Origin of the sequence: Luteimonas vadosa (assembly GCF_039543545.1) — a bacterium.
Classification (GTDB): Bacteria; Pseudomonadota; Gammaproteobacteria; order Xanthomonadales; family Xanthomonadaceae; genus Luteimonas; species Luteimonas vadosa.
The window spans coordinates 577,050-602,824 of the sequence record NZ_BAABJY010000001.1 but is presented as its reverse complement, the minus strand read 5'-3'; the positions used below and the strand labels follow the sequence as shown (position 1 = coordinate 602,824).

General features: G+C 69.6%; 24 protein-coding genes. 9 read left to right on the top strand and 15 right to left on the bottom strand.

From position 1 onward, the window contains the following. The first annotated feature begins 4 nt into the window (after nt 1-4). Nucleotides 5-1,030 (top strand): energy transducer TonB, encoded by a 1,026-nt coding sequence (locus tag ABD970_RS02780; protein ID WP_345293966.1) that lies wholly within the window; start codon nt 5-7, stop codon nt 1,028-1,030. Between the two features lie 120 nt (nt 1,031-1,150). Here the strand turns inward: ABD970_RS02780 and ABD970_RS02775 are convergent, their stop codons facing one another. From ABD970_RS02775 to ABD970_RS02745, 7 genes are all read right to left on the bottom strand, one after another. Further along, on the bottom strand, nt 1,151-2,323 hold the full coding sequence (locus ABD970_RS02775; RefSeq protein ID WP_345293965.1) for an ABC transporter permease: 1,173 nt from the start codon (nt 2,321-2,323) through the stop codon (nt 1,151-1,153). Continuing rightward, the gene (locus tag ABD970_RS02770) at nt 2,320-3,063 is read right to left on the bottom strand and encodes an ABC transporter ATP-binding protein (protein WP_345293964.1); all 744 of its coding nucleotides are present in this window, start codon (nt 3,061-3,063) and stop codon (nt 2,320-2,322) included. Before ABD970_RS02770 ends, ABD970_RS02775 begins: the two co-directional genes overlap by 4 nt. A 73-nt stretch (nt 3,064-3,136) precedes the next feature. Further along, nucleotides 3,137-4,648, bottom strand: coding sequence for an alpha/beta hydrolase (locus tag ABD970_RS02765; RefSeq protein ID WP_345293963.1), 1,512 nt, complete (start codon nt 4,646-4,648; stop codon nt 3,137-3,139). A 65-nt stretch (nt 4,649-4,713) separates the two neighbouring features. Beyond that, nucleotides 4,714-4,908, bottom strand: a complete 195-nt coding sequence (locus ABD970_RS02760) for a helix-turn-helix transcriptional regulator (protein WP_345293962.1) — start codon at nt 4,906-4,908, stop codon at nt 4,714-4,716. Next, nucleotides 4,905-5,330, bottom strand: coding sequence for a hypothetical protein (locus ABD970_RS02755; RefSeq protein ID WP_345293961.1), 426 nt, complete (start codon nt 5,328-5,330; stop codon nt 4,905-4,907). Before ABD970_RS02755 ends, ABD970_RS02760 begins: the two co-directional genes overlap by 4 nt. Further along, a complete protein-coding gene (locus ABD970_RS02750; RefSeq protein ID WP_345293960.1) occupies nt 5,330-5,905 on the bottom strand; it encodes a hypothetical protein in 576 nt (191 codons plus the stop codon). The genes ABD970_RS02755 and ABD970_RS02750 overlap by 1 nt, the downstream gene beginning before the upstream one ends. A gap of 196 nt (nt 5,906-6,101) precedes the next feature. Continuing rightward, nucleotides 6,102-6,875, bottom strand: a complete 774-nt coding sequence (locus ABD970_RS02745; RefSeq protein WP_345294548.1) for a ferredoxin--NADP reductase — start codon at nt 6,873-6,875, stop codon at nt 6,102-6,104. A 108-nt stretch (nt 6,876-6,983) separates the two neighbouring features. Here ABD970_RS02745 and ABD970_RS02740 point away from each other — a divergent pair, with 108 nt between their 5' ends. The 3 genes from ABD970_RS02740 to ABD970_RS02730 all read left to right on the top strand — a co-directional run bounded on the left by ABD970_RS02740 (nt 6,984) and on the right by ABD970_RS02730 (nt 10,198). Beyond that, complete coding sequence (locus ABD970_RS02740) at nt 6,984-8,015, top strand: ABC transporter ATP-binding protein (RefSeq protein WP_345293959.1); 1,032 nt, start codon at nt 6,984-6,986, stop codon at nt 8,013-8,015. Then, nucleotides 8,012-8,827, top strand: coding sequence for an ABC transporter permease (locus tag ABD970_RS02735; protein ID WP_345293958.1), 816 nt, complete (start codon nt 8,012-8,014; stop codon nt 8,825-8,827). The genes ABD970_RS02740 and ABD970_RS02735 overlap by 4 nt, the downstream gene beginning before the upstream one ends. Before the next feature lie 102 nt (nt 8,828-8,929). Then, nucleotides 8,930-10,198, top strand: coding sequence for a bifunctional alpha/beta hydrolase/OsmC family protein (locus ABD970_RS02730; RefSeq protein WP_345293957.1), 1,269 nt, complete (start codon nt 8,930-8,932; stop codon nt 10,196-10,198). Nucleotides 10,199-10,487: 289 nt separating this feature from the next. On the opposite strand, the gene ABD970_RS02725 is transcribed toward ABD970_RS02730, so the two are convergent. Further along, the gene (locus ABD970_RS02725; RefSeq protein ID WP_345293956.1) at nt 10,488-12,506 is read right to left on the bottom strand and encodes a winged helix-turn-helix domain-containing protein; all 2,019 of its coding nucleotides are present in this window, start codon (nt 12,504-12,506) and stop codon (nt 10,488-10,490) included. A 181-nt stretch (nt 12,507-12,687) separates the two neighbouring features. Between ABD970_RS02725 and ABD970_RS02720 the strand changes: the two genes are divergently transcribed. Further along, nucleotides 12,688-13,377 (top strand): hypothetical protein, encoded by a 690-nt coding sequence (locus tag ABD970_RS02720; protein ID WP_345293955.1) that lies wholly within the window; start codon nt 12,688-12,690, stop codon nt 13,375-13,377. Between the two features lie 38 nt (nt 13,378-13,415). Here ABD970_RS02720 and ABD970_RS02715 read toward each other — a convergent pair whose 3' ends face one another. Continuing rightward, complete coding sequence (locus ABD970_RS02715) at nt 13,416-14,273, bottom strand: TatD family hydrolase (RefSeq protein WP_345293954.1); 858 nt, start codon at nt 14,271-14,273, stop codon at nt 13,416-13,418. Nucleotides 14,274-14,336: 63 nt separating this feature from the next. Here ABD970_RS02715 and hrpB point away from each other — a divergent pair, with 63 nt between their 5' ends. Further along, entirely contained in the window at nt 14,337-16,841 is a 2,505-nt protein-coding gene (gene hrpB, locus ABD970_RS02710; protein ID WP_345293953.1) for an ATP-dependent helicase HrpB, read from the top strand. Between the two features lie 33 nt (nt 16,842-16,874). Here the strand turns inward: hrpB and ABD970_RS02705 are convergent, their stop codons facing one another. Beyond that, nucleotides 16,875-17,534 carry a Fe2+-dependent dioxygenase gene (locus ABD970_RS02705; RefSeq protein ID WP_345293952.1) on the bottom strand — a complete coding sequence of 220 codons (660 nt, stop codon included), beginning with the start codon at nt 17,532-17,534 and terminating at the stop codon, nt 16,875-16,877. A 185-nt stretch (nt 17,535-17,719) separates the two neighbouring features. On the opposite strand from ABD970_RS02705, the gene ABD970_RS02700 reads away from it, so the two are divergent. Beyond that, entirely contained in the window at nt 17,720-18,082 is a 363-nt protein-coding gene (locus ABD970_RS02700) for a hypothetical protein (protein WP_345293951.1), read from the top strand. A 121-nt stretch (nt 18,083-18,203) separates the two neighbouring features. On the opposite strand, the gene ABD970_RS02695 is transcribed toward ABD970_RS02700, so the two are convergent. Then, the gene (locus ABD970_RS02695; RefSeq protein ID WP_345293950.1) at nt 18,204-19,325 is read right to left on the bottom strand and encodes a hybrid sensor histidine kinase/response regulator; all 1,122 of its coding nucleotides are present in this window, start codon (nt 19,323-19,325) and stop codon (nt 18,204-18,206) included. A 171-nt stretch (nt 19,326-19,496) separates the two neighbouring features. Beyond that, the gene (locus ABD970_RS02690) at nt 19,497-20,039 is read right to left on the bottom strand and encodes a pseudouridine synthase (protein WP_345293949.1); all 543 of its coding nucleotides are present in this window, start codon (nt 20,037-20,039) and stop codon (nt 19,497-19,499) included. 202 nt (nt 20,040-20,241) lie between these two features. On the opposite strand from ABD970_RS02690, the gene ABD970_RS02685 reads away from it, so the two are divergent. Beyond that, nucleotides 20,242-20,712, top strand: coding sequence for a PA2169 family four-helix-bundle protein (locus tag ABD970_RS02685; RefSeq protein ID WP_345293948.1), 471 nt, complete (start codon nt 20,242-20,244; stop codon nt 20,710-20,712). A 248-nt stretch (nt 20,713-20,960) separates the two neighbouring features. Here the strand turns inward: ABD970_RS02685 and ABD970_RS02680 are convergent, their stop codons facing one another. Together ABD970_RS02680 and ABD970_RS02675 are read right to left on the bottom strand one after the other, a co-directional pair. Beyond that, the gene (locus tag ABD970_RS02680; RefSeq protein WP_345293947.1) at nt 20,961-21,824 is read right to left on the bottom strand and encodes a class I SAM-dependent methyltransferase; all 864 of its coding nucleotides are present in this window, start codon (nt 21,822-21,824) and stop codon (nt 20,961-20,963) included. A gap of 72 nt (nt 21,825-21,896) precedes the next feature. Continuing rightward, the gene (locus ABD970_RS02675; protein ID WP_345293946.1) at nt 21,897-22,829 is read right to left on the bottom strand and encodes a LysR substrate-binding domain-containing protein; all 933 of its coding nucleotides are present in this window, start codon (nt 22,827-22,829) and stop codon (nt 21,897-21,899) included. 116 nt (nt 22,830-22,945) lie between these two features. Here ABD970_RS02675 and ABD970_RS02670 point away from each other — a divergent pair, with 116 nt between their 5' ends. Next, on the top strand, nt 22,946-23,341 hold the full coding sequence (locus tag ABD970_RS02670) for a hypothetical protein (RefSeq protein ID WP_345293945.1): 396 nt from the start codon (nt 22,946-22,948) through the stop codon (nt 23,339-23,341). A 60-nt stretch (nt 23,342-23,401) separates the two neighbouring features. On the opposite strand, the gene ABD970_RS02665 is transcribed toward ABD970_RS02670, so the two are convergent. After that, entirely contained in the window at nt 23,402-25,633 is a 2,232-nt protein-coding gene (locus ABD970_RS02665) for an NADP-dependent isocitrate dehydrogenase (protein WP_345293944.1), read from the bottom strand. Nucleotides 25,634-25,775: the final 142 nt, after the last annotated feature.

The window sequence follows — 25,775 nt, the reverse complement described above, 5'->3', positions numbered from 1 at the left end:
CTCGATGTCCAGTTCCAATACCAACCAGACCGCGTCGACGAAGGTGATCCTGCGCCTGGCGCTGGTCGCATTCGTGGCCTGCAGCGTGGCGGCCTGCAAGAAGGACGAGGCCGCGGGTCCGGCGGCTGACGCGCCGGCCGACGCCGCCACGGCCGAGCAGCAGGTCGACGAGGCTTCCGCCGCGCTCGCCGCGCTCACGCCGGAACAGCTGCGGGAAAAGGCGCGCACGGCCTACGCCGAATCCAGGCTCTACGCGCCGGCCGGCGACAACGCCATGGAGTACTACCTGGCGCTGCGGGAAAAGGTGCCGGGCGACGCGGGCGTGTCCAGCGCCCTGACCGACCTCATGCCGATGGTGGTGATCGCCACCGAACAGAGCCGCGACCGCGAGGACTTCGCCGAAGCGCAGCGGCTCTACGTGCTGATCGACAAGGCCAACAGCCAGCACCCGTCGCTCGAGCGCCTCAAGCGCACCATCGCAGAAGCGCAGTCGACGGCGGCCCAGCGCGCCGAGCAGGCGGAGCTGAGCGCCGAACAGGAAGCCGAACGGCAGAAGCAACTCGCCGAGGAGCGCGAGCGCCAGCAGCAGCAGCAGCAGCAGCAAGCCGCGCAACAGCTCGCCGCGCAGCAGGCCGCCGAACAGCGCGCGGCGGAACAACGCGCCGCCGAGCAGCGGGCGGCCCAGCAACGCGCCGCCGAGCAGACCGCCGCCCAGCCCGCGCCCGCGCAACCGGCCCCGGCACGCCCCGCGCAGCCCGCGACGCCGCCGCCGAGCAACGAACTGCGCGCCGTCAGCACGCCGGCACCGGAGTACCCCGCCGACGCATACCGTTCGCGGCAGTCCGGTGAAGTGGAGGTGGAGTTCACCGTCAACCCGGACGGCTCGGTCAGCAATGCCCGCGTCGTGCGGTCCAATCCGTCCAGGGTGTTCGATCGTGCCGCGCTGTCCGCGGTGCGCCAGTGGCGCTTCCAGCCCGTCGGCGCGCCGGTCACCACCCGCCGCAGCATCGCCTTCAACCCGGGCGGGTGAACGCGAACGCCCGGGGCGGCATGGCCGCACCGGGCGCCGAGCGGATCACCGGCGGGGTTGGCCGGTGCAAACGAAAACCCGGCGCCGCCGGGTTTTCGCGTTTTCCGCGAGGGCGATCGCTCAGGCCGAGATCGCAAGCTTCTCCTGGTGGTACAGGCGCGCCGCCAGCAACCACAGCACCAGGCCGAGGCCGAAGCTCGCGCCCAGGTAGACCGCCCATTCCTGCATCGAGATCACCTCGCTGCGCACCAGCTTCAGGATCATCTGGTTCTGCGCCAGGAACGGCACCGCGAACTGCCACAGCTGGTTCTTGATCGGGTTCACCATCAGCATGATGGTCGGGATGATCGGCAGCAGCATCAGCACGCTCATGTAGCTCTGCGCTTCCTTCACGGATTTCACGCTCGCCGATATCAGGGTCAGCAAGGTGGTGCCGACCAGCACCATCGGCAGCAGCACCCCGAGCAGTTGCAGCATCACCGGCAGCGAGACGTTGACCACGCGCAGCTTGCCCGGCGCGACGGTGAAGCTGAGCTTCAGCGCGACCAGGATCAGCAGCAGGCTCAGCATGCCGAACGCGATGGCGGCCAGGATCTTGCCGCTCATGATGCCGGCGCGCGCTGCGGGCGTGGACAGCAAGGGTTCCAGCGACTGCCGTTCGCGTTCGCCCGCGGTGACGTCGATGACCAGGTAGGCGCCGCCCAGGAAGGCGCTCAGGATCAGGAAGTAGGGCAGCATCACCCCGAGGATCATCCCGCGCCTGGCCTCCGGCGTGGCCGCATCGCGCTGCGCGACGCGCACCGGCTGGGTGACCTCCGGACTGACGCCGCGTTCGATCAGCCGCAGCACGCCCAGGGTGCGGCTGTACTGCTCGACCGCGCCGCGCACGCGCGCGACCGGGATCCGAGAGTCCTGCCGGGAGCTGTCGTAGATCAGTTCCACCGAGGCCGAGCGGCTTTCGCGCCAGCGCTCGGCGAAATCGGGAGCGATCCGCAGCACCGCGTCGAAGTTCTGCGCGCGGACTTCGGCGTCCGGATCGTCCGGGGCCGGGAGCATGCGGATGTTGTGGGTCTCGAGGTAGGACACCAGGTTGGGCGCGTGCTCGGCGCCGATCACGGGCAACTCCAGCTCGCCCTCGATCTGCGTCCTGGCCTTGCGCTCGGCCAGCGCGCCCATGCCCAGGATCAGCGCCGGGAACAGCAGCGGCATCATCAGCAGGCCGAGCATCACCGTGCGGCGGTCGCGGAACAGGTCCATGAGTTCCTTGCGCGCCACGATCATCAGCGTCTTCATGCCGCGTCCTCCATGTCGAGGCCGGCCAGGCGGACGAACACGTTCTCCAGGTCGTCCTCCCCGGTCAGCGCACGCAGCTCGTCGGGCGTGCCGATGGCCTTCACTTCCCCGTGCGCGATCACCACGATGCGATCGCACAGCGCGGCGACCTCCTGCATGATGTGCGACGAGAAGATCACGCAGCGGCCCTCGTCGCGCAGCTGCTTGAGGAAGCCGCGCAAGCCGCGCGTGGTCATGACGTCCAGGCCGTTGGTCGGCTCGTCGAGGATCACGTTCTTCGGGTCGTGCACCAGCGCGCGCGCGATCGCGGTCTTGGTGCGCTGCCCCTGCGAGAAGCCTTCGGTGCGGCGGTCGAGGAAGTCCATGCCCAGGGTGCCGGCCATCGCGTCGATCCGGCAGGCGATGGTGGCCTCATCCAGTCCGTGCAGGCGCCCGAAGTAGGCGATGTTCTCGCGCGCGGTGAGCCGCTTGTACACGCCGCGCGCGTCGGGCAGGACGCCGAGCCGCTGGCGTACCGCGGTGGCGTCGCGCTGGATGTCGAGGCCGTCGACCTGGACGTGGCCCTGGTCGGGCGCCATCAGCGTGTACAGCATGCGCAAGGTGGTGGTCTTGCCGGCGCCATTGGGGCCGAGCAGGCCGGTGATCTCGCCGTCGCGGGCATCGAAGCTCACGCCGCGCACCGCGTGCACCGGGCCGCTCTTGGCCTTGAAGGACTTGTGGAGGTTGTCGACCAGGATCATTGGAACTCCGGGATTCGGGTTTCGGGAAGGGAAGAAGGCGAAGACGGGAAGCGGCGCGGCCGGGCGCGCCCGCTCACGGCTCCCAGCCGTAGGTGCCGGCGAACGGCGGCGTCGGCTTGAGCCGCTCGAGGCACTCCGCGTCCAGCGCCTTGGCGTCCGCGGTTTCGATGAACTGGGCGAACAGCTTGGGCATGCAGCCGATGCCGAGCACGCTGTGGCCCTGGCCGGGCAGGACCAGGTGGCGGCCGTTGGGGAGGTGTTCGACGACCTCGTCGCCGTAGCGCGGCGGAGTGACCGGATCGAACTCGCCGCTGATCGCCAGCACCGGCACGTCGCCGGCGAGCGGCTTGCGGAAGCCGGCGGGACGCTCGCCCTTCGGCCAATGCTTGCATTGCGCCAGCATGAAGTCGACGAACTCGCTGCCCAGCACGGTGTCGGCGTCCTCGGGCGCGACCGCCAGCTCGGGGTCTTCGGTGCAGCTCACCGACATGCCCATGCCGGCGGACATCGTGCCGGAGATCTGGGCGTAGATCGCGCGCGACTGGGCAAGCAGGCTTTCGTAGTCGCCGTTGGCGGCGTCGCGCACGATCAGCGGGAGCATCGCCGCCGCCTGCGGCTGGTAGGCGTACAGGCGCAGCAACATGGCCAGGTGGCCGAAGTCGGGGATGTCCTCGCGCCACTGGCCCGAGACCGGGTCGCGGTAACGCACCGGCGCCAGCCCCCCGGCGCGCAAGGTCTCCCGCACCTGCGCCAGTTGCTGCCGGGTGTCGCCGAGCTGGGTTTTGCAGGCGGCGTCGGCGGCGCAGCGTTCGAATTGCTGTTCCAGGGCGGCCTCCAGGTTCCGCGCATGCTCCTGCCCCAGCACCAGCGAATTGGGCACCACCGAATCCAGGGTCAGGGTGCGGGTGTGCTGGGGATAACGGCTGGCGAACTGCTGCGCGACGCGGGTGCCGTAGGAGACGCCGACCAGGTTCAGCCGCTCCACGCCCAGCTTCCGGCGGAGCAGGTCGAGGTCGCGGATGTGGTCGGTGGTGGTGTAGAAGCGCAGGTCGGCGTCGGCCTCGAGCTCCTTGCGGCACGACTCGGCGTATTCGGCGGCGGCCTCGGGCGTCAGGTCGGCCGGGGCCATCGCCTCGTAGCGCGCCTGTTCGGTCTCGCAATCCAGCGGATGCGAACCGCCGGTGCCGCGCGCATCGACCAGCAACACGCTGCGGTTGCGGCGTGCGTCGCCGAAGGCGTCGTGCAGCTGCGGATAGGATTCCAGCGCGGACTGGCCGGGCCCGCCGGCGATCATCACCAGCGGATCCGGCTCGGCCTGCCCGTCGGCGGGGATCAGCGCGACGGCCAGGTCGATCTGCCGCCCGTCCGGCGCGTCGTGGTTTTCCGGGACTCGCAGCGTGGCGCATTGCGCCTCGACCGCATCGACGCCGGCCGTGCTCAGCGAGCAGGGCTTGAAGGCGATGTCGCCGTATCGCAGGTTGCCGTCGGGCGTGGCGCGCGGACCCGTGGCATCGCCGTCGCCACCGCAGGCCGACAGCGCGAGCAGGGCGGAGGACAGGAACAGGAGGCGGAAACGTTTCGGCATGGGATCTCTCTCGTCAAGGGCGCAAATGGCAAGTCCGCGGGTCACGCGGCAGGTGGCAGCCGTGGTCACGCATCGGGAAGGAAGATGTCTTCGATGCGCATGGCGAACAGGCGGGCGATGGCGAAGGCCAGGGGCAGGCTGGGATCGTACTTGCCGTTTTCCAGCGCGTTGACGGTCTGCCGCGAGACGTCCAGGTGTTCGGCGAGCACGCCCTGCGACCAGCCCCGGGCGTCACGAAGTTCGCGCAGGCGGTTGTTCATGCGTACCTGCGATGCAGCCAGCCGCGAATCAGGGCATAGCTGGAGAGCAGGAACAGCCCGATCCCGGCGGCGACCGTCCGCGCGGGCCAGTCGACCAGGCGCGCGTCGAGCAGGAACAGCGCCGCCATCGCCGCCTGCAGGGCGATCCCTGCAGCCCAGGCCAGCGCGCCCAGCTCGATGCGGCGTTCGAGTTCGTCGCATTCGCCCAGGAAGCGCAGGTAGACGATGAAGGTCCACCCCAGCGCCAGCACCGGCGCCAGTGCGAAGCCGGTGCGCAATGCCGTCCCCAGGCCCGGTTGGCGCGTCGCGATTTCATGGACGATGGCCAGGCCTGCGAAGGCCAGGCTCGGAACCACTCCCGCGCGGTAGTAACGCTGCAGCGCGGGGCTCAGACCTTGCCAGTAGCGGACGAAGGGCGCCATCACGAATAGCGCCTCGACACGACCATCTTGGCCAGGCCGTAGCCGAAGCAGACCAGCGGGAACACCCAGATCATCGCCACGCCCGAGGGCACGTCGATCACCTTGGCCAGCTGCAGGAAGCCGCCGGTCATGTACAGCAGCGAGATCGACGCGGTGGCGATGCTCACGGCGGCCAGCTCGATCTTCTGCTGCAGTTCGTCGGCGTCGCGGATGTAGCGCACGATCGCGCGGAGCATCAGGGCGATCGGCGGCACCGGCAGCAGCGCCACCAGGATGCGCAACCAGTCGGTGTCGACGCGCTTGAGCAGCCAGACCGACAGGAACAGGAGGGCGACATAGCCCACCGAGGCCGGCAGGAGCTCGCGCTGGTAGCGCCGGCGCAACTTCGGCGTGCCGGTCGCGCAGGGCGCGGGCAGCCAGGCGCGCAGCACCGCGCCGAACAAGGCGCCGAAGGCCAGCCCATACAGGATGCCGGGCACCATGGCGTTCACGCCCGGCAGCAGGCGGGGCAGCAGGAGCGCGGCCGCGAGCAGCAGGCCTGCGATGGACAGCAGCAGCTTGGGCGAAGGGGACATCACTCGGCTCTGTCAAGTAAACTTGACAAGGACCATAGCGGCGCCGGATCGACCTGTCAAGCGAGCTTGACAGGGTCGTTCCCTCCTGCATCGACAGGCCGCTGCGGGATTCCGGCTGGACCTGGTAACGGAGCCGCGGTGCGCGGGCTCACGCCACCGAAAGCGCCCTGCGCGTGGACGGGATCCGCCGCCTGCGCTACTTGCTGCTGACGTATTTCTCGCGGCGGATCTGCGGGACCGGGAGCCCGCGCTCCTTCAGCACCTCGAAACAGGCGTCGACCATGTTCGGGTTGCCGCAGAGGTAGGCGATGTCGGTGTCGGCCGACGGCGCGAACTCCTCCAGGAAGTTCTGCACGTAGCCGTGGCGCACGTCCGCGTGGTCCTGGGCGGAGCCGGGCGCCGGCATTTCCCGCGAGAAGCAGGGCAGGAAGCGGAAATTCGGGTGGGCCTCGGCGAACGCGCGGAACTCGTCCCCGTACAGCAGCTCCTCCGGGGTGCGCGCGCCGAATAGCAGCACCACCTCGACCCCCCGTTCGGCCATTGCCTTCTCCAGCAACGGCAGCATCGAACGATAGGGGGTCACGCCGGTGCCCGTGCCGATCAGCAGGTAGCGGCGGTTGGCGTCGGTCGGCATCAGGCAGAAACGGCCGTAGGGGCCGCTGGCATCGATGCAGTCGCCCTGGTCCAGGCCTTCGAACATGGCGGTCGCGGCGCCGCCGGGCACGTAGCTCACCGCGATCTCGACCGCCTCGCCCGGGCCGATGGCGTGGTCGTGGATGGTCGCCAGCGAATAGCTGCGGCGGGTCGCGGTGCCGTCGGCGTAGGTGAAATGCACCTGCACGAACTGGCCGGGCACGAAGTCCAGCGGCTGGCCGTCGTCGCGGACGAAGCTCAGGTGGGCGACGGTGGGCGCGAGCATGCGGCGCCCGACGAGTTTGAGGGGAAAATGGACGGGCACGGAGGTCTGCAGGTTCGGCGGGGCGTGGGTCGCGCCGGCGCCCGCTGGGCGAGGCCGGTGGCGTCCACAAGGCACCTATAATACCGGTTACCGCCGCAGCGACCGCGGCGAGGACGCCCCATGACCGACCACACACCGCCGAGCGCGGTCGCCGGCACGCCCGCGGCCCACGCCACCCCCGCTTCCCCCGACGCCGAGCGCGTCCCGGCGCTGTCCGTGCAGGACCTGCACAAGACCTACGACGGCGGCGTGCAGGCGCTCAAGGGCGTGTCGCTGGAAGTGCGGCCCGGCGACTTCTACGCCCTGCTCGGGCCCAACGGCGCCGGCAAGAGCACGCTGATCGGCATCGTCTCCTCGCTGGTCAACAAGACGTCCGGGCAGGTCCGCCTGTTCGGCGTGGACATCGCCACCGACCGCGACGCGGCGATGCGCCTGATCGGCCTGGTGCCGCAGGAAATCAACTTCAACATGTTCGAGAAGCCGCTCGACATCCTGACCAACTACGCCGGCTTCTACGGCATCCCGCGCGCGGAGGCACTGGTGCGCGCGGAAGAGGAACTCAAGCGCGCGCAGCTCTGGGGCAAGGCGCGCACCATGTCGCGCACGCTGTCGGGCGGCATGAAGCGGCGGCTGATGATCGCCCGCGCGATGATGACCCGGCCGCGGCTGCTGATCCTCGACGAGCCCACCGCCGGCGTCGACATCGAGATCCGCCGCGGCATGTGGGAGACGCTGCGCGAGATCAACGCCGCCGGCACCACCATCATCCTGACCACGCACTACCTGGAGGAAGCCGAGAGCCTGTGCCGCAACCTGGCGATCATCGACCACGGCAGGATCGTGGAGCAGGGCCCGATGCGCGCGCTGCTGGCGAGGCTCGACGTCGAAGGCTTCGTGCTCGACGTCGCGGACACGCTGCCGGAGGCGTTGCCGGACATCCCGGGCGCGAAGCTGGTGAAGCGCGACGCGCACACCGTGGCCATCGACATGCCCAGGGCGATGGACCTCAACCGCGTCTTCGCCTCGCTCGACGCCGCCGGCATCCGCGTGCGGTCGATGCGGCCCAAGACCAACCGGCTCGAGGAACTGTTCGTCCGCATGACCGGGCCACAGGCCGGGAACGAGACGGCCACCACGGAGGCCGCGGCATGAGCGCGCAACCCGGAGGCACGGACGTCGACGCCGGCACCAGCGACGCGCGCCGCAACTGGATCGCCCTGCGCACCATCGCCCGCCGCGAGGTCGTCCGCATCCTGCGGATCTGGGGCCAGACCCTGGTGCCGCCGGCGATCACCATGACCCTGTACTTCTTGATCTTCGGCGGCCTGATCGGCTCGCGCGTCGGGCAGATGGACGGCATCCGCTACATGGACTTCATCGTCCCGGGCCTGGTGATGATGGCGGTGATCCAGAACAGCTACGGCAACATCTCCTCCAGCTTCTTCGGCGCCAAGTTCGGACGCCACGTCGAGGAGCTGCTGGTCAGCCCGATGCCGAGCTGGGTGATCCTGGGCGGGTACGTCAGCGGCGCCGTGCTGCGCGGCCTGCTGGTCGGGATCATCGTGCTGTGCATCGCCATGCTGTTCACCACGGTGCGCATCCCGCACCCGCTGGTGACGCTGTCCACGGTGCTGCTGGGCGCGGTGATCTTCTCGCTCGCCGGCTTCCTCAACGCGGTGTTCGCGCGCAAGTTCGACGACATCGCCATCGTGCCGACCTTTATCCTCACCCCGCTCACCTACCTGGGCGGCGTGTTCTATTCGGTCAAGCTGCTGCCTCCGTGGGCCGAAGCGGCCACCCACGCCAACCCGATCTTCTACATGGTCAATGCCTTCCGCTACGGCCTGCTTGGCGTATCGGACGTGCCGCTGTGGATCGCCTACGTGCTGATGCTGGGCTTCGTGGTGGTGCTTGGCGGGCTGGGCTTGTGGTTGTTGAACCGGGGCGTCGGCTTGCGCAGTTGAGGAGCAGCGTCCGCGCGCGCGGACGCGCAAGGACAGCGTCGTTTCACGCTTCGTTTCGCCATGCAGGGCCACGATTGCCCGCGCGAATCGAGGAGTCCGGCAATGGCAAACCGCAAGTTGACCTTCCCCGGCCACGACGGCAGCGAGCTGGCCGCGCTGCTGGACATGCCGGCAGGCACGCCGCGCGCCTACGCGCTGTTCGCGCACTGCTTCACCTGCGGCAAGGACAACCTCGCCGCGGCACGGGTCAGCCGCGCGTTGACCGCCCACGGCATCGCCGTGCTGCGCTTCGACTTCACCGGCCTGGGCGCGAGCGAGGGCGAATTCGCCAACACCAACTTCAGCTCCAACGTCGCCGACCTGGTGCGCGCGGCGGACTACCTGCGGGACACGCACGCCGCGCCGGCGTTGCTGGTCGGACACAGCCTCGGCGGTACCGCGATGCTGGCCGCTGCACGCGAGATCACCGAGGCGGTGGCGGTGGCGACGATCGGTGCACCGTCCGAACCCGCGCACGTCGCGCGTCAATTCGGCGCCGTTGCCGACACGCTTGGATCGGAGGATGAGGTCGCGGTCGAGCTGGCCGGGCGCCCGTTCCGGGTCCGGCGCCAGTTCCTGGATGACGTGCGCGACAGCAAGATCGATGCCTGCATCGCCGGGCTGGACCGGGCGTTGCTGGTGATGCACTCGCCGCTCGACGCCATCGTCGGCATCGACAGCGCCAGCCGGATCTTCTCGCTCGCCCGGCACCCCAAGAGCTTCGTGTCGCTCGACCACGCCGACCACCTCCTGACCGATCGCGAAGATGCCGACTACGTCGCCGCCGTGTTGTCCGCCTGGGCGGGCCGCTACCTCGAGGGTGGGGCGTTGACCGCTGACGATGGCCCCGTGGCGGAGGCGGCAATGCCGGCCGCGGCGCTGGATGCGGGCCTGGTCGAGGTCGCCGAAACCGGCGACGGCAAGTTCATCCAGGTGATCCGCGCCGGCCGCCACGCGATACTCGCGGACGAGCCGCGCAGCGTCGGCGGCGACGATGCCGGCATGACCCCCTACGACCTGCTGCTCGCCGGACTGGGCGCGTGCACCACGATGACCTTGCGGATGTACGCCGAACGCAAGCAGTGGCCGCTGCGCCGCGCCAGCGTGAGCCTGCGGCACGACCGCGTGCATGCCGAGGACTGCGCCGACTGCGAAACCGTCGAGGGCCGAATCGACCAGGTCAGCCGCACGCTGGTGCTGGACGGCGACCTGGACGCCGCGCAGCGCGACAAGCTGCTTGAGATCGCCGACCGCTGCCCGGTGCATCGCACCCTCACCGGGGAGATCAAGATCCGCACCCACCTGGAAGCCGTCGAGGATCCGCCCGCCTGACGCTCGCGGCCCTGGCCTGTTTCGGACAGCGTTCCCGGCTAACCGGACAAAGCGCCAGCAGCCGCCATGGGGAGTGGCCCGCGCGCGGCCGTGGATTGCCAGTTTGGCGATACATATGCCGGTGGTCGTGACCGAGGATCGGAGTTCGCACCGGGAGGATGGCGTCGGCGTGTGCGCTGGCCGGCATGCCGGGGACGTTGCGCGTGGCCAAGCCGCTCCAGGTTGAGGAACTGCTCGCCAAGCGGGTGATCGCCTGTGCCTGGGCAGGCGGAGGCCCCTTGGAGCCAGCTTACTCGCAATGGAAGTCGGCGGTCCCGAGCGGTCCGCAACCATCGCCCCATTGGCCCGTTTCCCGCCAGTAACCGACGACGCCGGTCTCGACCAGCAGCCTCTTGAACTCGGGGTGGGAACGAACGTCGGAATAGGGAAGGATCCAGAAAACGTTGTAGTCGAAGTGGGTCAAGGTTCCTTCCCGGAAACCCGGCATGTGTTCCAGTTCCTTGCGCAATCCGAGCGCCGCCAGGTCGGCGTCGCCCAGGGCGTCGGCCGCCGCGGCCCAGATGCCGACCGTTTCGTCGCCGTGGCGATAGGCGTGGTCGGCGAGCGCCTTGCGCGTGACATCGAGCATCGCGCGACGATCATCCAGCACCTTTCCCAAGTCGCGGAACGCAGGCGTGTCGTAACGGGCGTCCCCCCGCAACAGGCGCCGGTGCAGTTCCCGAAGCTCCGACAGGCCGCCGGGTCGCTTGCCCGCCAACTGCCGGTAGAAGGCGATGTAGTCAGGCACCAGCTGGCTCCCTTCCAGGCTCCTGCCTCGCAGGTACTCCGCTTCGGCATCCGCGAAGCGTCGTGCCGCGATGTAGTCGAACTGCAGGTCGCGCGACAGGTACAGCGCGAGCGGCTCGCTTGCCCGGACCCGCTCGACCAGCGCCACGTTTTCGTCCAGGTAGCCCACCGCGAAGATCATGTAGGAGTAGTCCCAGGTTCGCTCCATGGTCGGCGGGCCCGAATCCGCGGTCTGTTTCGCCAGCGCCATGGCCTGGGCCCACTTGCCGTTCTGCCACAAGCCACGAGAGCGGTAACGCTTGGCGACCCAGCTGTCCGGGGCGATCCGGGCGATGTGCTCGCGCGCATGGGTTGCCTCGGAGCGCAGTTTGGCCTGCTGGGATCCGCCGATTTCGCCAGCCATGGCATCCAGCGACCTGGCCAGCGCGTCCCAGCACAGCACGCACTGCGGGTCCAGCGCGACCATTTCGCGCGCCAGCTGCAGGCGCTCGCGGTCGTGCTGGAAGTCGAAGTGCTCGCGCATCACGGTGCTGCGCCAGCGCAGCAGGCGCTCGTAGGCACCGACGTGGGTGGTACCGCCCTGTCCGCGGTTGAACGCCACGACGTCCAGCTTCACGCTCAATGCGGTCGCCACGCCGCTAGCGATCTCGTCCTGGATGGCGAAGACATCGCGCAACTCACGCGCGTAGGTCCTCGACCACACATGCGAGCCATCGTCGGCGCGGACAAGCTGCGCCGTGATGCGCAACTGGTCGCCATCGCGGCGCACGCTGCCTTTCAGCAGGTGGGCCACTCCCAGGGCGTGGCCGATCTCCCGCAGGTCATCGCTTTCGCCCTTGAAGGAAAAACTGGAAGTCCGCCCGACGACGCGCAGCGCGGGCAGCTGGGCGAGCTGGTTGATGATTTCCTCGGTCAGGCCGTCGGCCAGGTACTCCTGGTCACGTGTGCGGGACAGGTCGGCGAACGGCAGCACGGCCACCGAGGGCCTTGCCTCGACGGAGGCCGCCGTTATCGCCTGCACGGCTTCAATCTCACCCTGGCGTGGCCAGGCGATGGCGATCGCGACCAGCAGTGCAGCGCCGGCCGTGGCAGGCCATAACCAGCGTCCGCGGTCTGGCTGCCGGTCCGTCGAGACCGCGGGCGACGCGACTGGTTGCCTGCCCGGCCCGGAGCCATCGACCGTCGTCGTTTCCGCTCCGGCCATTGCCAGGGGGGGCGGGTCGAACCGGTATCCGACGCCGTGCACGGTGTGCAGCAGGCGGGGGTGGTGGGCGTCCTCCCCCAGTGCCTGCCGCAGCAGGTTGATGCTGCGGCTCAGCACGCCCGGGCTGACATGCTGGTGACCCCACACTGCGTCGAGGAGTTCGTCCCGGCCGAAAACCCGGCCAGGCGAACCGGCCAGCAACGCGAGGACGGCGAAGGCCTTGGGTTCCAGGGCCTGTTCGACACCGCCGCGCAACAAGCGTTGCCCGGTGAAATCGACCACCACGTCATCGAACGCGAGCCGGGCCGGCGCAGGCATGCCTGAACTCCCAGAATGGGCCATAGCATACGCCTCGGGGATGGGGCCGCTCACACCCTCATAAACCCTGAAAAAGCCTTGAATCGGCCACGAAGAAACTTCGACGTTCCGTCATGACCTGCCTGCGGAACGGGGGGACGCTGGCGGTGCCGGGATGGACCGGCCAAACGAGGGCACCACCATGAATGCGATGGAGTTGGGAAGTAGCTACAAGGAGGGGTGGCGCGGTGCGCGGCTTCTGGCCGCGTGCGCGCTCGCAACGGCAATGATGGCGCAAGGCAACGCCGCGTCGGCAGCCGGCGAAAGGAGCATCGCCGTCTCCGGCAACAGCACGTTCTCGGACTGCGGCGGGGCCGGGGCCGACCTGGCGCTGCTGATGACGGGCGACCTGACGGGCTGCCTGAGCGTCTTCATCCAGGACTACACCTGCAACGAGCTGGGCGAGTTCGACCACTACCGGGAGTACGGCCGCGAGACCTTCGTCGGCACGTGGCGCGGCAAGGCTGGCAGCTTCACCACCGACTACACCGTCGATGCCGCGTACGCCAAGGGCTTCTGCACTTCCCTCGACTACACCCTCCAGCTGAGCGGGAGCTGCATCCACCGCATCGGTGGCGGGACAGGCGCATTCGCCAACGCCAAGGGCGTCTTCAAGCTGTTCGACGTGGTCACCGGCGTGACCGGCGACCCCGTCACTGGCCAGTTCGCCGCTGGTTCCGGGGCGAACAACTTCCTCTATTACGGGAGCATCCGCACGAATGGACTCGGCCGTCCCTCGGCGACGTTGCAGGATCTTCCGACAGGAGCGGGGCGGACTCCGCAGGCAGCCATTGCCGCAGCCGGGAAGGCGCGCTCAGGGCGGTCCTGCTGACGCACGCAGGGCGGGGCAGGCGGTGCGCGCGCGCCCGGCTATCCGGGGTGCGCTGCACCGCCACCACGATCCCCGTGTCGTTCCGGCGGCGGGCAGGCCTCGTCCCAGGGCGGCAGGCGGAAGAAATCGCGCGTGGTCCGTACCGTCGCAGCCGCGGTCGTCTGGACCTCCTCGCCACGATCGCGGGCCAACTCCTCGACGATGTGCGCCAGGTACATCGGCTCGTTGCGACGGTGCGATGGCGCGGGCTTGACCGTGCGCGGCAGCAGGTAGGGCGCGTCGGTCTCGATCATCAGCCGATCGGCGGGGATCGACGGCACCAGCTCGCGCAGGTGGGTGCCGCGGCGTTCGTCGCACAGCCAGCCGGTGATGCCGACGTGCCAGTCCTGGTCGAGGTAGTCGAACAGTTCCGCGCGCGAGCCGGTGAAGCAGTGGACCACCGCCGGCCCTAGCCGCCCCTGGAACTCGCGCATGATCGCCATGAAGTCGGAGTGCGCATCGCGCTGGTGCAGGAACAAGGGCTTGCCGGTGTCGACCGCGACCTGCAGCTGGCGCTCGAAGGCCTTGCGCTGCGCCGGGCGGGGTGAGAAGTCGCGGAAGTAATCCAGACCGCATTCGCCCACCGCCACCACCGCGTCGTGCGCGAGCAGGGCGCGCATCTCGGCGTCGCATTCGTCGGTGTACTCGGTCGCGTGGTGCGGATGCACGCCCGCGGTGGCGAACAGCTCGCCCGGGTGCGCCTGCGCCAACGCCAGCGCCTTGGGCGAATGCTCGCGGCTGGCGCCGGTGACCACGATCTGCACCACACCCGCGTCGCGCGCGCGCTGCAGCACCGCGTCGCGGTCGTGGTCGAAGCTGTCGTGGCTGAGGTTGGCGCCGATGTCGATCAATTGCATGGCAGGAGTCTAGCAACGCCGGGTGGTGCCGCCGCGCCCGCGAGCGATGCGTATGCTTGGCCGATGCGGTCCCCGGACTTCCCCATCGACACGCTCCTGCCCGGGATCCGCGAGAGTCTCGCGGCGCATCCGCGGCTGGTGCTCGAGGCGCCGCCGGGCGCGGGCAAGACCACGCGCGTACCACCGGCGCTGCTGGACGAAGGCTGGTTGCAGGGACGCCGGATCGTGATGCTGGAACCACGTCGCGTGGCGGCGCGCGCAGCGGCCGGATTCATGGCGCGCCAACTGGGCGAGCGCGTCGGCGACACCGTCGGCTACCGCATCCGCTTCGACAACAAGATCTCCGCGCGGACGCGGATCGAAGTGGTCACCGAGGGCATCGTCACCCGCATGCTGCAGGACGACCCGACCCTCGAAGGCGTGGGGGCGTTGCTCTTCGACGAGTTCCACGAGCGCCACCTGGCCGGCGACCTCGGCCTGGCGCTGGCACTGGATGCGCAGGCCGCGCTGCGCCCGGACCTGCGCATCGTGGTGATGTCGGCCACCCTCGACGGCGAGGCGCTGGCGCGGTGGCTGGACGCGCCGCGGCTGTCGAGCGCGGGGCGCAGCCACGCGGTCACCGTCGCCCACTTCCCCGGGCAGCGCGCCGAGGCGCTGGAGTCGCAGGTACGGCGCGCCGTCGAGCATGCGCTGCAATCGCATCCGGGCGACGTGCTGGTGTTCCTGCCGGGCCAGCGCGAGATCGCGCGCGCGCAGCGTGCGCTGGGCCCCCTGGCTTACGCGCAGAACGTGGCGGTGCTCGCGCTGCACGGCGAACTGCCGGTCGAACGCCAGGCCGAGGTGCTGCAGCCGGGCGCCGACGGCCGCCGCCGCGTGGTGCTGGCGACCAACGTCGCCGAGTCCAGCGTGACCCTGCCCGGCGTGCGCGTGGTCGTCGACAGCGGACTGGCGCGCGAGCCGCGGTTCGATCCCAACAGCGGATTCCCGCGGCTGGAGACGGTGCGGGTGGCGCAGGCGTCGGCCGACCAGCGCGCCGGCCGGGCCGGCCGCGTCGCCGAAGGTTGGGCCTACCGGTTGTGGCCGCAATCGTTGCGGTTGGAACCGCAGCGGCGTGCCGAGATCGCGCAGGTCGAGCTCTCCGGGCTGGCGCTGGAGCTGGCCGCGTGGGGAAGCGCCGACCTGCGCTTCGTCGATCCACCACCACCGGGCGCCTTGTCCGCGGCACGGGACCTGCTGCGCCAGCTCGGCGCCACCGACGCGGGACACGCGCTCACGCCATTGGGTCGGCAGATGCAGGCCACGGGCGCGCATCCCCGCCTGGCCGCGATGCTCTGCGCGGCGCGGGCCTCGGGTTCGCTGGCGCTGGCCTGCGACCTGGTCGCGCTGTTGGACGCCCGCGATCCATTGCGCTCGCGCTCCGATGCACTGGCCGAACGCTGGCGCGCCCTGGCCGCATCGCGGTCCGGCCGCCTGCCCGCCGATGCGGGCCGTGGCGCGCTCGCCGTGATCGACGCCGCGGCAAGGCAGTGGCGACGCCGGTTGCGTGTCGAGGGCGCGGCGCCCGCGGACGTCCCGGCGCATGCGCTGGGCGACTTGCTCGAGCACGCGTTCCCGGATCGCATCGCCCATCGCCATGCGCAGGACCGCCATCGCTATCAGTTGTCGAACGGACGCATGGCGCGGCTCGCGGATGACAGCACGCTGGTCGGCGAACCTTGGCTGGTCGTGCCCGAGCTGCGCCACGAATCCCGGGATGCACTCGTGGTCACCGGCGTTCCGCTCGACGAAAGCGCATTGCGCAATGCCTTTCCGCATCGCTTCGTCGAACGCGACGAGACGCGCTGGGACGACGACCGGCACGCGCTGCTGCGAGAACGCATCCGCCGTTTCGACGGCATCGTCCTCGACGTGCGCCCGGCGGGGCGGCCCCACCCCGGGGACGCCGCGGCCGCGCTCGCCGATGCCGTGCGCCAGTTCGGGCTGTCGGCATTGCCGTGGACGGAGGAGCTGCGGCAGTGGCGCGCGCGCGTGCAGTCGCTGCGGGCCTGGATGCCGGAGCTGGCGCTGCCCGACCTCTCGGATCCGGCGCTGCTGTCGACGCTGGATGCCTGGCTGCGGCCGGCTTTCGCCGGCAAGACGCGGCTGGATGCGTTGTCGACGGGCGAATTCTCCGCTGCATTGAAATCCGCCCTGGACTGGGAAGACGCGCGGAGCCTGGATCGCTTCGCGCCACCGCGCATCCAGGTGCCCTCCGGGCAGGCGAGGCCGGTCGCCTATGCCCTCGACGAGGCCGATGGGCCCGCACCGCCGGTGCTGGCGGTCAAGCTGCAAGAGCTCTTCGGACTGGCCGAGACGCCGCGCATCGCCGACGGTCGCGTGGCGCTTACCTTGCACCTGCTGTCGCCGGCGGGCCGGCCACTGCAGGTGACGACCGACCTGCGCAGCTTCTGGGAGCGCACCTACCCCGAGGTCAGGAAGGAGATGAAAGGCCGGTATCCCAAGCACCCCTGGCCCGAGGATCCATGGAACGCCGTCCCCACGCATCGCGCGAAGGCGCGGAAGCCCTAGGTTCGGCGGGCGTCGGCCGCGGGACTCGCGGGCTCAGGTATCGGCCCACATCCGGAACAGGTTGGTGCGCAGCGAGGCCAGCAGCACCGTCAACCGGGGGTCCGACGTCCCCGCTCGGGCACGGGCTTCCTCCAGTTGGACCAGCAGTTCGCGCCGGTGCGCGTCGGCGATCCAGCTCTGCAGCCAGGTGATCGCGGCGATCCGGGTGCCGCGCGTGACCGGCGCGACCTGGTGGATGGTGGTCGACGGATACAGGAGCGCCTGCCCGGGCTCGAGTTTGTAGGCCAGCTCCTGGGCGCCGAGCTGCATCACCAGTTCACCGCCGTCGTAGTCGCCGGGCGGGTTGAGGAAGAGGGTGCAGGACAGGTCGCTGCGCAACGGCGGCGTCGACGGGAACAGTGCTTCGTCGACGTGCCAGCCGTAGGCCATCCCGGGTTCGTAGCGGGCGACGGTGGTGCGGGCCAGCGAACGCGGTTGCGCGAAGGTGCGCAACTCCGGGTGCCGGAACAACGCCTCGCGGGCGATCATCGCGATCCGTTCGTTGGCCGGATCGTCCTGCGGTGCCTGCAGGTTCTGCTTGATGGTCGACTCGCGGTTGGTCATCCGGCCGTCGGCGAACGCCACCTGGGGCAGCAACGCGTCGATCTCCCGCAACTGCGTGGCGTCGAGCACGTTCGACAGGATGCGGATCATGGCGAGGATTCCTCCGGCGGCCTTGGCATGATCGTGCATTCAGCCGACAGCGGGCAACACGACGGTGGTATCACGTGGCCACAACGCCGCACCCGACAGACTGGGGGCCCTTCCGGCTCGGCCGTGGCCCGCCGGACACGCTCATTCCAACCAGTGCGGCATCGACCGCAGAAGAGGATGTTTCCATGACGAGGCTCGATACGTTTTCCGACAAGGCGATGGAGCTGGCCGGACAGGTCGGCGACAGCCTGAAGCACGTGGTGCCCGCCGGTGCCGGCAAGTGGCTGCAGACCGGTGCGGCGCTGAGCATGGCCAAGACCGGAACCCGGGTCGCGGGCAAGTTAGTGCGCCGCAACCCGACGTTGGCGGTGGCCGCCGCGGCCGGCGCAGGCCTGCTCTGGTACATGGCGCGCCGGCAACAGAAGAAGGCGCAGAACGGCGCCATCGAAGGCAAGGCCACGCGGATCGAGGCCAAGCGCGCGACCAAGCCCACGCGGAAACGGGCCGCCGCCAAGCGCACGCGCAAGAGCAGCAACTCCGACAGCTGATCCCGCGCTCACGCGCAGACTTGATCACCCGACGAAACGCAAGACGCCGGCAATTCGCCGGCGTCTTGCTGTTCGAGACCGACAGGCCCTGGCCCCACGCGCCGGCCGGTAGGCAAAGGTCTCAGCCAGCGCCGTCCTGGCCTTCGGGCAGCTCCACGATGAAGCGGGCCCCACCCCCTTCCCGGTCCTCGTACCACAGCTGGCCGCCGGCGTTGACCACGATCTGCTTGGCCAGCGACAGGCCCAGGCCGCTCGACGTCCCGCTTTCTGTGGGGTCGTGCTCGGTGAGGCGAACGAAGGGTTTGAACAGTTCCCGCTGTCGATTGGCGGGGATGCCCGGGCCGTTGTCCTCCACCACCAGCTGCCAGTAGCCGGGGGAACTGCCGCGTGCGGTCAGGTCCACGTCGCTTCCGGGCGCGTACTTGAGTGCGTTGGTGATGAGGTTTTCCGACACCTGCCGCAGGACCTGGCCGTCCATCGCCACGACGCCTGGGCAGTCCGCGCCCGTCACCCGCAGCTGGCGGTTGCGCTCCTCCAGCTGGAGCTCGTAACGGCCCAGGATCCAGGTCACCACGTCGCGCAGCGCGGTGCTGGGCCGCGGCTCGTCGTCGCCGAGGGCCTCGCGGGACTTCGCGGCCTGTCCTTCCAGGTAGCTCTTGATGTAGCCGAGCGCGTCCTGCGCGCTTTCATGGATGACCTGGAGGTAGCGGGGCACGCGCTCGGGCTTGATGCCGTCGTTGCGCAGGACCTCGCTGGCGAACAGCACGCTGGTGAGCGGGTTCTTGAGGTCGTGCGCGACCAGGTTCACCAGCTCCTGCCGTTCGCGTGCGACGCGCTCCAGGCGGTCCCGCGTCAGCTTGAGGCCGAGGTGCGCATTGACGCGCGCCAGCAGCTCCTCCGGCATGAAGGGCTTGGTGACGTAGTCCACCGCGCCGGCATCGAAGGCTCGCAGCAGCAATTCGCGGTCCTGCGCGGCGGTCAGGAACACGACCGGCAGCCGCAACAACTCGGCACGCTGCTTGATCTCGGCCAGCAAGGCGAATCCATCCATGCCCGGCATCATCATGTCGAGCAGCATCAGGTCCGGCAGCATTTCCGACGCCATCGCCAACGCTTCCTCACCGCTGGTCGCGGTGACGACGTCGTGCCCGTGGCGCGCCAGCAAGGCGCTGACCACGCGCAGGTTCGCGGATTGGTCGTCGACGACCAGGATCCGTCCCGGGGCCGTGCTGTTGGCGCTCATCGGTGTCTGGCGTCCTTCCCTTGGCCGGGGTGCCGGCACAGACCGTCACCCGAATCTGAATACGCAGCGGGCCGACCACGTTAACAGAATCGTCACGCCTGGGCGTGGCCGTTGATCGGCGCAGCGTACCGCGAACAGCACCAAGCTGAAGGCTTCAGTCCGGCCAGGCGCCTAGGGGCGTACCTCGCGCCACTTCCCGGGCGCCAGGTCCCCGATCGTCCAGGGCCCGATGGCGACCCGGACCAGGCGCAGCGTCGGCAGCCCGACGGCCGCCGTCATCCGCCGCACCTGGCGGTTGCGGCCCTCTGAAATGCCCATTTCCAGCCATGCGTCCGGCACGGTCTTGCGGAATCGCACCGGTGGCTCGCGGGGCCAGAGTTGCGGCGGGGCAGTTAGCAACCGCGCTTGCGCGGGGCGGGTGCGGCCTTCCTTGAGGTCCAGTCCATCGCGCAGTTCGGCCAGCTGTGCCTCGCCCGGGACCCCTTCGACCTGGACCAGGTAGGTCTTGGGGAGCTTGTGGCGCGGGTCGGTGATGCGATGGGCCAACGGGCCATCGTCGGTCAACAGCAGCAAGCCTTCGCTGTCGTGGTCCAGCCGTCCTGCGGGATACACGCCGGCGGGCAGTCCGAACCCGGCCAGGGTCGGTCGCGGCGGCAGGCTGCGGTCGGTGAACTGGCACAGCACCCCATGGGGCTTGTTGAAGGCGATCAGCATCGGAAGTCGTGGCGCCCGGATCGGTGTTCCACGCCACCGTGGAACATAAAATACTTACAAATCAATGACATGCACATGGACATAACACGCCTTGTGGGAGAATGGCGGCGTTCGAGAGAACACAAGGATCACACTCGAATCGGGAGCGAACGCCGGCCCACACCGTCGGCGCGGATCCGTCCCGTCAAGGAGAAACACTGTAATGATGAACACCACGAACATCCGCGAGCAGAAGATCGAGACCCTCAACGAACTGATCGCCATCACCCGCGACAGCGCCGAGTTCTACAGCGACGCCGCCACTAAGGTCGACAACCCGCAGCTGCGCTCGTTGTTCAACGGCATGGCCGAGTCCAAGAACGGACTGGTCGGCGCGATGTCCCGCGACGTCAAGGAAAGCGGCGCCCGCCCGGCCGAAGCCGGCACCTTCCGCGGCGTGCTCCACCAGATCTACGGGGACGCCCGGGCGAAGTTCGGCGACGACAAGGAGTTCGCCTACGTCAGCGAGCTCGAGGAAACCGAGGATCGCCTGCTGGGCGCCTGGAACAACGTGCTCGGCGACAACGAGGTACCGGCACCGGTCAAGAACGCGGTGACCAGCTACCTGCCGAAGGTCAAGGAACACCACGACCTGATGCGCGACCGCAAGTGGGCGATGGAGGCCAAGCACTGATGCCTCGGGTCGCCTGATCCTTGCGCGCTAGCCGCGTAGTGGCTCTGCAAACGAAGACGCCGACCCTTGCGGGTCGGCGTTTTTGCGTTTGGCGCCTCTCTCGCTTCCAGGCGGGAGCATCGCGGGTGCGCTGGCTGGCGCCAGTCTTGCACCGGGAACCGGCCACGCGTTAAACCCCGCAGCGTGGGGTTTCGCCAGCCGCGCGCGCGGCTTCGTCCGCGGCGCGCGTCAGGTCACTCTTGGGCGGGTCACTCTTGGGCGGGCTTCACGAACCGCAGGGTCATGCGATCGCTTTCGCCGATCGACATGTATTTCTGCGCATCCTCCGGGTCGTGCCGCTTGACCGGCGGCAGCATCCACACGCCATTGGGGTGGTCCTTGGTGTCGCGGGGATTGGCGTTGACCTCGCTCTGCCCGTCGAGGCGGAAGCCGGCCGCCTCGGCCAACGCGATCACCTGCGCCTGGCCCACGTAACCGGACTTGTCGTCGTCGGGCACGTCGCCATTGGCCCGATGCTCGACCACGCCGAGGACGCCGCCGGGCCTGAGGACGTCGAAGAAACCCTGGAACATGCCCGCGGCCTGCCCCGCCATGCGCCAGTTGTGCACGTTGCGGAAGGTCAGCACGACGTCGGCCGAACCCGGCGCGCCGAAGCGCGGGGCCTTCGGGTCGTACGCGACCAGGGTGGCGCGATCGAACTGCGCGGGGGCGGCGGCGAACTTGGCCTCCAGTTCGGCCTTGCTGTTGGCGTAGTAGTCACGCTGGCGCCCGGCCTCGAAGGCCGACGGATCGGGCACCGCCGCGACGTAGCGGCCCTGGTCGCGCAGGTAAGGCGCCAGGATCTCGGCATACCAGCCGCCGCCCGGCGTGATCTCGATCACCGTCTGGCCTGGACGCACCATGAAGAAGCTCAAGGTCTCCTTCGGATGGCGCCAGGCGTCGCGCGCGACGTTGTCCGGGGAACGGGCGGGATTGGCGATCGCCTCGTCCAGCGCCGCACCCATCGCGTTGGACACCAAGGGGGCCGAGGGTTCGCTGGACGCCGGCGGCGAGCCGGCGCAGCCGGCGAGGACGAGCGTGAGGATCGATGCGAGTGCGGCGGTGCGCTGCATGGCGGACTCCGTTGCGGGGAAAGCCCGATTCTGGGCGACGCGTGCACGCATTGCCAGCCGCGCGGAACCCGGTTACTGCACGCCACCTTCCGCCGGTGCATCGGATGGTCCGCGCCCTGCATCGCCCGCCTGCTTCCCGACCTGCGTTCGCAGCCAGTCGCGGAACGCCAGGACGCCGGCGTGCTCCGACGACCTGGGTGGGTAGACCAGGTAATGGGCGTAATTGGCCTTGAGCCGCTCCTGGCTGAGCGTGACCAGCTGGCCGGAATCGAGCAGCAGGCGCAGGCGTGTGAGCCGGCCGAGCGCGACGCCGACGCCTTCGACGGCCGCGCGATGCAGCGTTTCCGAATCGTCGAACGTCGCCACGTAGCGGGCGGGCTCCCGCCCGCCATGGCGCTGGAACCAGTGGCGCCACTGGTTGTCCGGATCGGGATCGCCCAGCAGCGGCCATGCCTCCAGGGGCCGGGTTCCGGGCGGGCCCATGCGTTCGACCAGCCCGGGGCTCGCCACCGGTGCCAGCCATTCGTCGAACAGGTGCTCGGCGTGGACGCCTGGCCAAAGGCCTCGCCCGATGCGCAGCGCCGCGTCGATGTCCGTGTCTCGGGCGAAGTCGACCAGGTTGGCGCTCGAGCGCAAGTTGATCTCGATCTGCGGGTACGCCGCGAGGAAATCGCCCAGCCGCGGGACCAGCCAGGCCGAGGCCATGGTCGGGGTCACGCTCACGCCCAGCACGTTCTCGCGCCGGGCTGAGAACGGTTGCAGGGCCTGCGCCAGGGCGTCCATGTGGGGAGCGATCCGGTCCAGCAGGGTTTGCCCTTCCGCCGTGAGCGACACACCGCGCTGGCTGCGGTGCAGGAGCTGCCTGCCGAGGCGTTCCTCCAAAGCCCGCATCTGGTGGCTGAGCGCGCTCACGGTGAGGTGCAGCGACTCGGCGGCCCGCGAAAGGTTGCCGTGGCGGGCCGCGGCGATGAACCCGGGCAGGGCGTGCAGGGGCAGGCGGCTCATCGAACGAAGATCATCGGCCGTCTTGAATCAAATTCAACATGTTGTTGCAATTCGGTCGCTTTTACGTGGAAAAGCATGCGTCTATCTTCAATGAACTTCAACCATTGGAGAGCGCCATGAGCATCTATTCCGATCTGTTGTTCCTCGGCGGTCATGTCGGCGACATCGACCTGGCCCACTCGCTTGAGACCGCGGCCCCCGCGCCACGGAAAGCGCAGGCCGCATCGTCGAAGGCATCCGGCGACCGCGCGGTCGAGGGGGTTCCCCTGGCCGCGACCGAGACCGAGACGGCCCCCTCTTACCGGCCGCGTTCGTGGCGCTACCCGATGCGCCTGTTCGACGCGCTGATGCCGCTGGACCATGCGCCCGCGGCAACGCCGGGGCTGGGCGTCGGCGACCGCCCCTTCGAACCGACCTACGGCAACGAGCGGGCCTGGCGGCGGCGTTTCCCGGCGTACGGGTCGACCCGCCCGAAGACCGCCCCGGCGTCCTGCAGGACCTGCCTGGCATGACACCGCCGGCGCGGACCGGCTTGCGGGGCGTTGTTCCCCGGGCCGGCCCGGGCGGACCCCTCAGCCCGCCAGCGGGGCCAGGATGGCGTTGAGCGTGGCGCTGGGACGCATCAGCGTCGCCAGCCGCGCCGGATCCGGGCGGTAGTAGCCGCCGATCCCGGCCGGGGCGCCCTGCACCGCGGCCAGCTCGGCGACGATGCTGGCCTCCCGCGACTCCAGGGCGTCGGCCACCGGCGCGAATTCCGCCTTGAGCGCCGCGTCGTCGTCCTGGTCGGCAAGCGCCCGCGCCCAGTACATCGCCAGGTAGTAGTGGCTGCCGCGCGTGTCGAGTTCGCCCGCCTTGCGCGACGGCGACTTGTTCTCCTCGAGGAAACGAGCATTGGCGGCATCGAGCGCGTCGGCCAGCACTTTCGCGCGGGCGTTTCCGGTGGTCTCGGCGAGGTGTTCGAAGGATGCGGCGAGCGCGAGGAACTCGCCCAGCGAATCCCAGCGCAGGTGGTTCTCGGCGACGAACTGCTGCACGTGCTTGGGCGCGGAGCCGCCGGCACCGGTTTCGAACAGGCCGCCGCCGGCCATCAACGGCACGACCGAGAGCATCTTGGCGCTGGTGCCCAGCTCCAGGATCGGGAACAGGTCGGTGAGGTAGTCGCGCAGCACGTTGCCGGTCACCGAGATCGTGTCCTGGCCGTCGCGGATGCGTTGCAGCGACAGGCGCATCGCCTCGACCGGCGGCAGGATGCGGATGTCGAGGCCGTTGGTGTCGAGCGCGGCCAGTTCGCGCTCGACCTTGGCGACCACCTGTGCGTCGTGGGCGCGCTGCTTGTCGAGCCAGAACACCGCCGGCGTGCCGCTCAGCCGCGCGCGCGACACCGCCAGCCTGACCCAGTCGCGCACGGGGGCGTCCTTGGTCTGGCACATGCGCCAAAGGTCGCCGGCGCGCACCGCGTGCTCGAGCAGCACCTTCCCGTCGCCGTCGACCACGCGCACGGTGCCGTCGCCGGGGGCGCGGAAGGTCTTGTCGTGCGAGCCGTATTCCTCGGCCTTCTGCGCCATCAGGCCGACGTTGGGCACGCTGCCCATCGTGGTCGGATCGAACGCGCCGTGCGCCTTGCAGTCGTCGATCACCGCCTGGTAGATGCCGGCGTAGCAGCGGTCCGGGATGACGGCCTTGGCGTCCTGCAGCTCGCCCGCCGGGTTCCACATCTTGCCGCCGTCGCGGATCATCGCCGGCATGGAGGCGTCGACGATCACGTCCGAAGGCACGTGCAGGTTGGTGATGCCCTTTCCGGAGTCGACCATCGCCAGCGACGGGCGTTGCGCGTACAGCGCGTCGATGTCGGCCTTGATGGCCTGCTGCATCGCGTCGGGCAATTCCGGCAGCTGTGCGTACAGGTCGCCGATGCCGTTCTCCGGATCGAATCCGGCCTCCAGCAGCTCCTTGTCGTACTCGCCCAGCACCGGCGCGTAGAAGCGGTTGACCGCCACCCCGAAGATCACCGGGTCGGAGACCTTCATCATCGTCGCCTTCAGGTGCAGGGAGAACAGCACGCCCAGCGCCTTGGCGTCGTCGATCTGCGCATCGATGAAATCCGCCAGCTTGCGGGTGTCCATCACCGCCGCGTCGATGATCTCGCCCGCCTGCAGCGCGACCTTGTCCTTGAGCACGGTGGTGGTCCCGTCGTGGCCCGCCAGCTCGATGCGCACGTCGGTCGCGGCGTCCACGGTCAGCGAGCGCTCGCTGCCGAAGAAGTCGCCATCGTCCATGTGCGCGACGTGCGCCCTGGAATCGGCGCTCCAGCGGCCCATGCGGTGCGGGTGCTTGCGCGCGTACTGCTTGACCGAGGCCGGGGCGCGGCGATCGGAGTTGCCTTCGCGCAGCACCGGATTGACCGCGCTGCCCTTGACCGCGTCGTAGCGGCGGCGGGCCTCGCGTTCGGCGTCGCCGGAGGGTTCCTCCGGGTAGTCCGGGATCGCGAAACCCTGCGATTGCAGTTCGGCGATCGCCGCCTTGAGCTGCGGCACCGAGGCGCTGATGTTGGGCAGCTTGATGATGTTGGTCTCGGGGCGCTTGACCAGCCGGCCGAGTTCGGCGAGGTCGTCGGGGATCTTCTGCGCGTCGCCGAGCGCTTCCGGGAACTGCGCCAGGATGCGGCCGGCCAGCGAGATGTCGCGCGTGTCGACGGCGATGCCCGCGCTGGCGGCGAAGGCGCGCACGATCGGCAGCAGCGATGCGGTCGCCAGCAGCGGAGCTTCGTCGGTGAGGGTGTACAGGAGGGTCGGGCGTTCGGACATGGGCGGGGTGCTCGGAGGAAGCAGGTGGGGAAGGAGTCCGCCCGGCGGAAACGCGCGTCGGCGCGTTGCGTCGCGACAGTGGCGGGCGAAGCGAACGCGCATTGTCGCGGTTCGCGCCGGTCCCGGCAAAGCGCCCGTGACC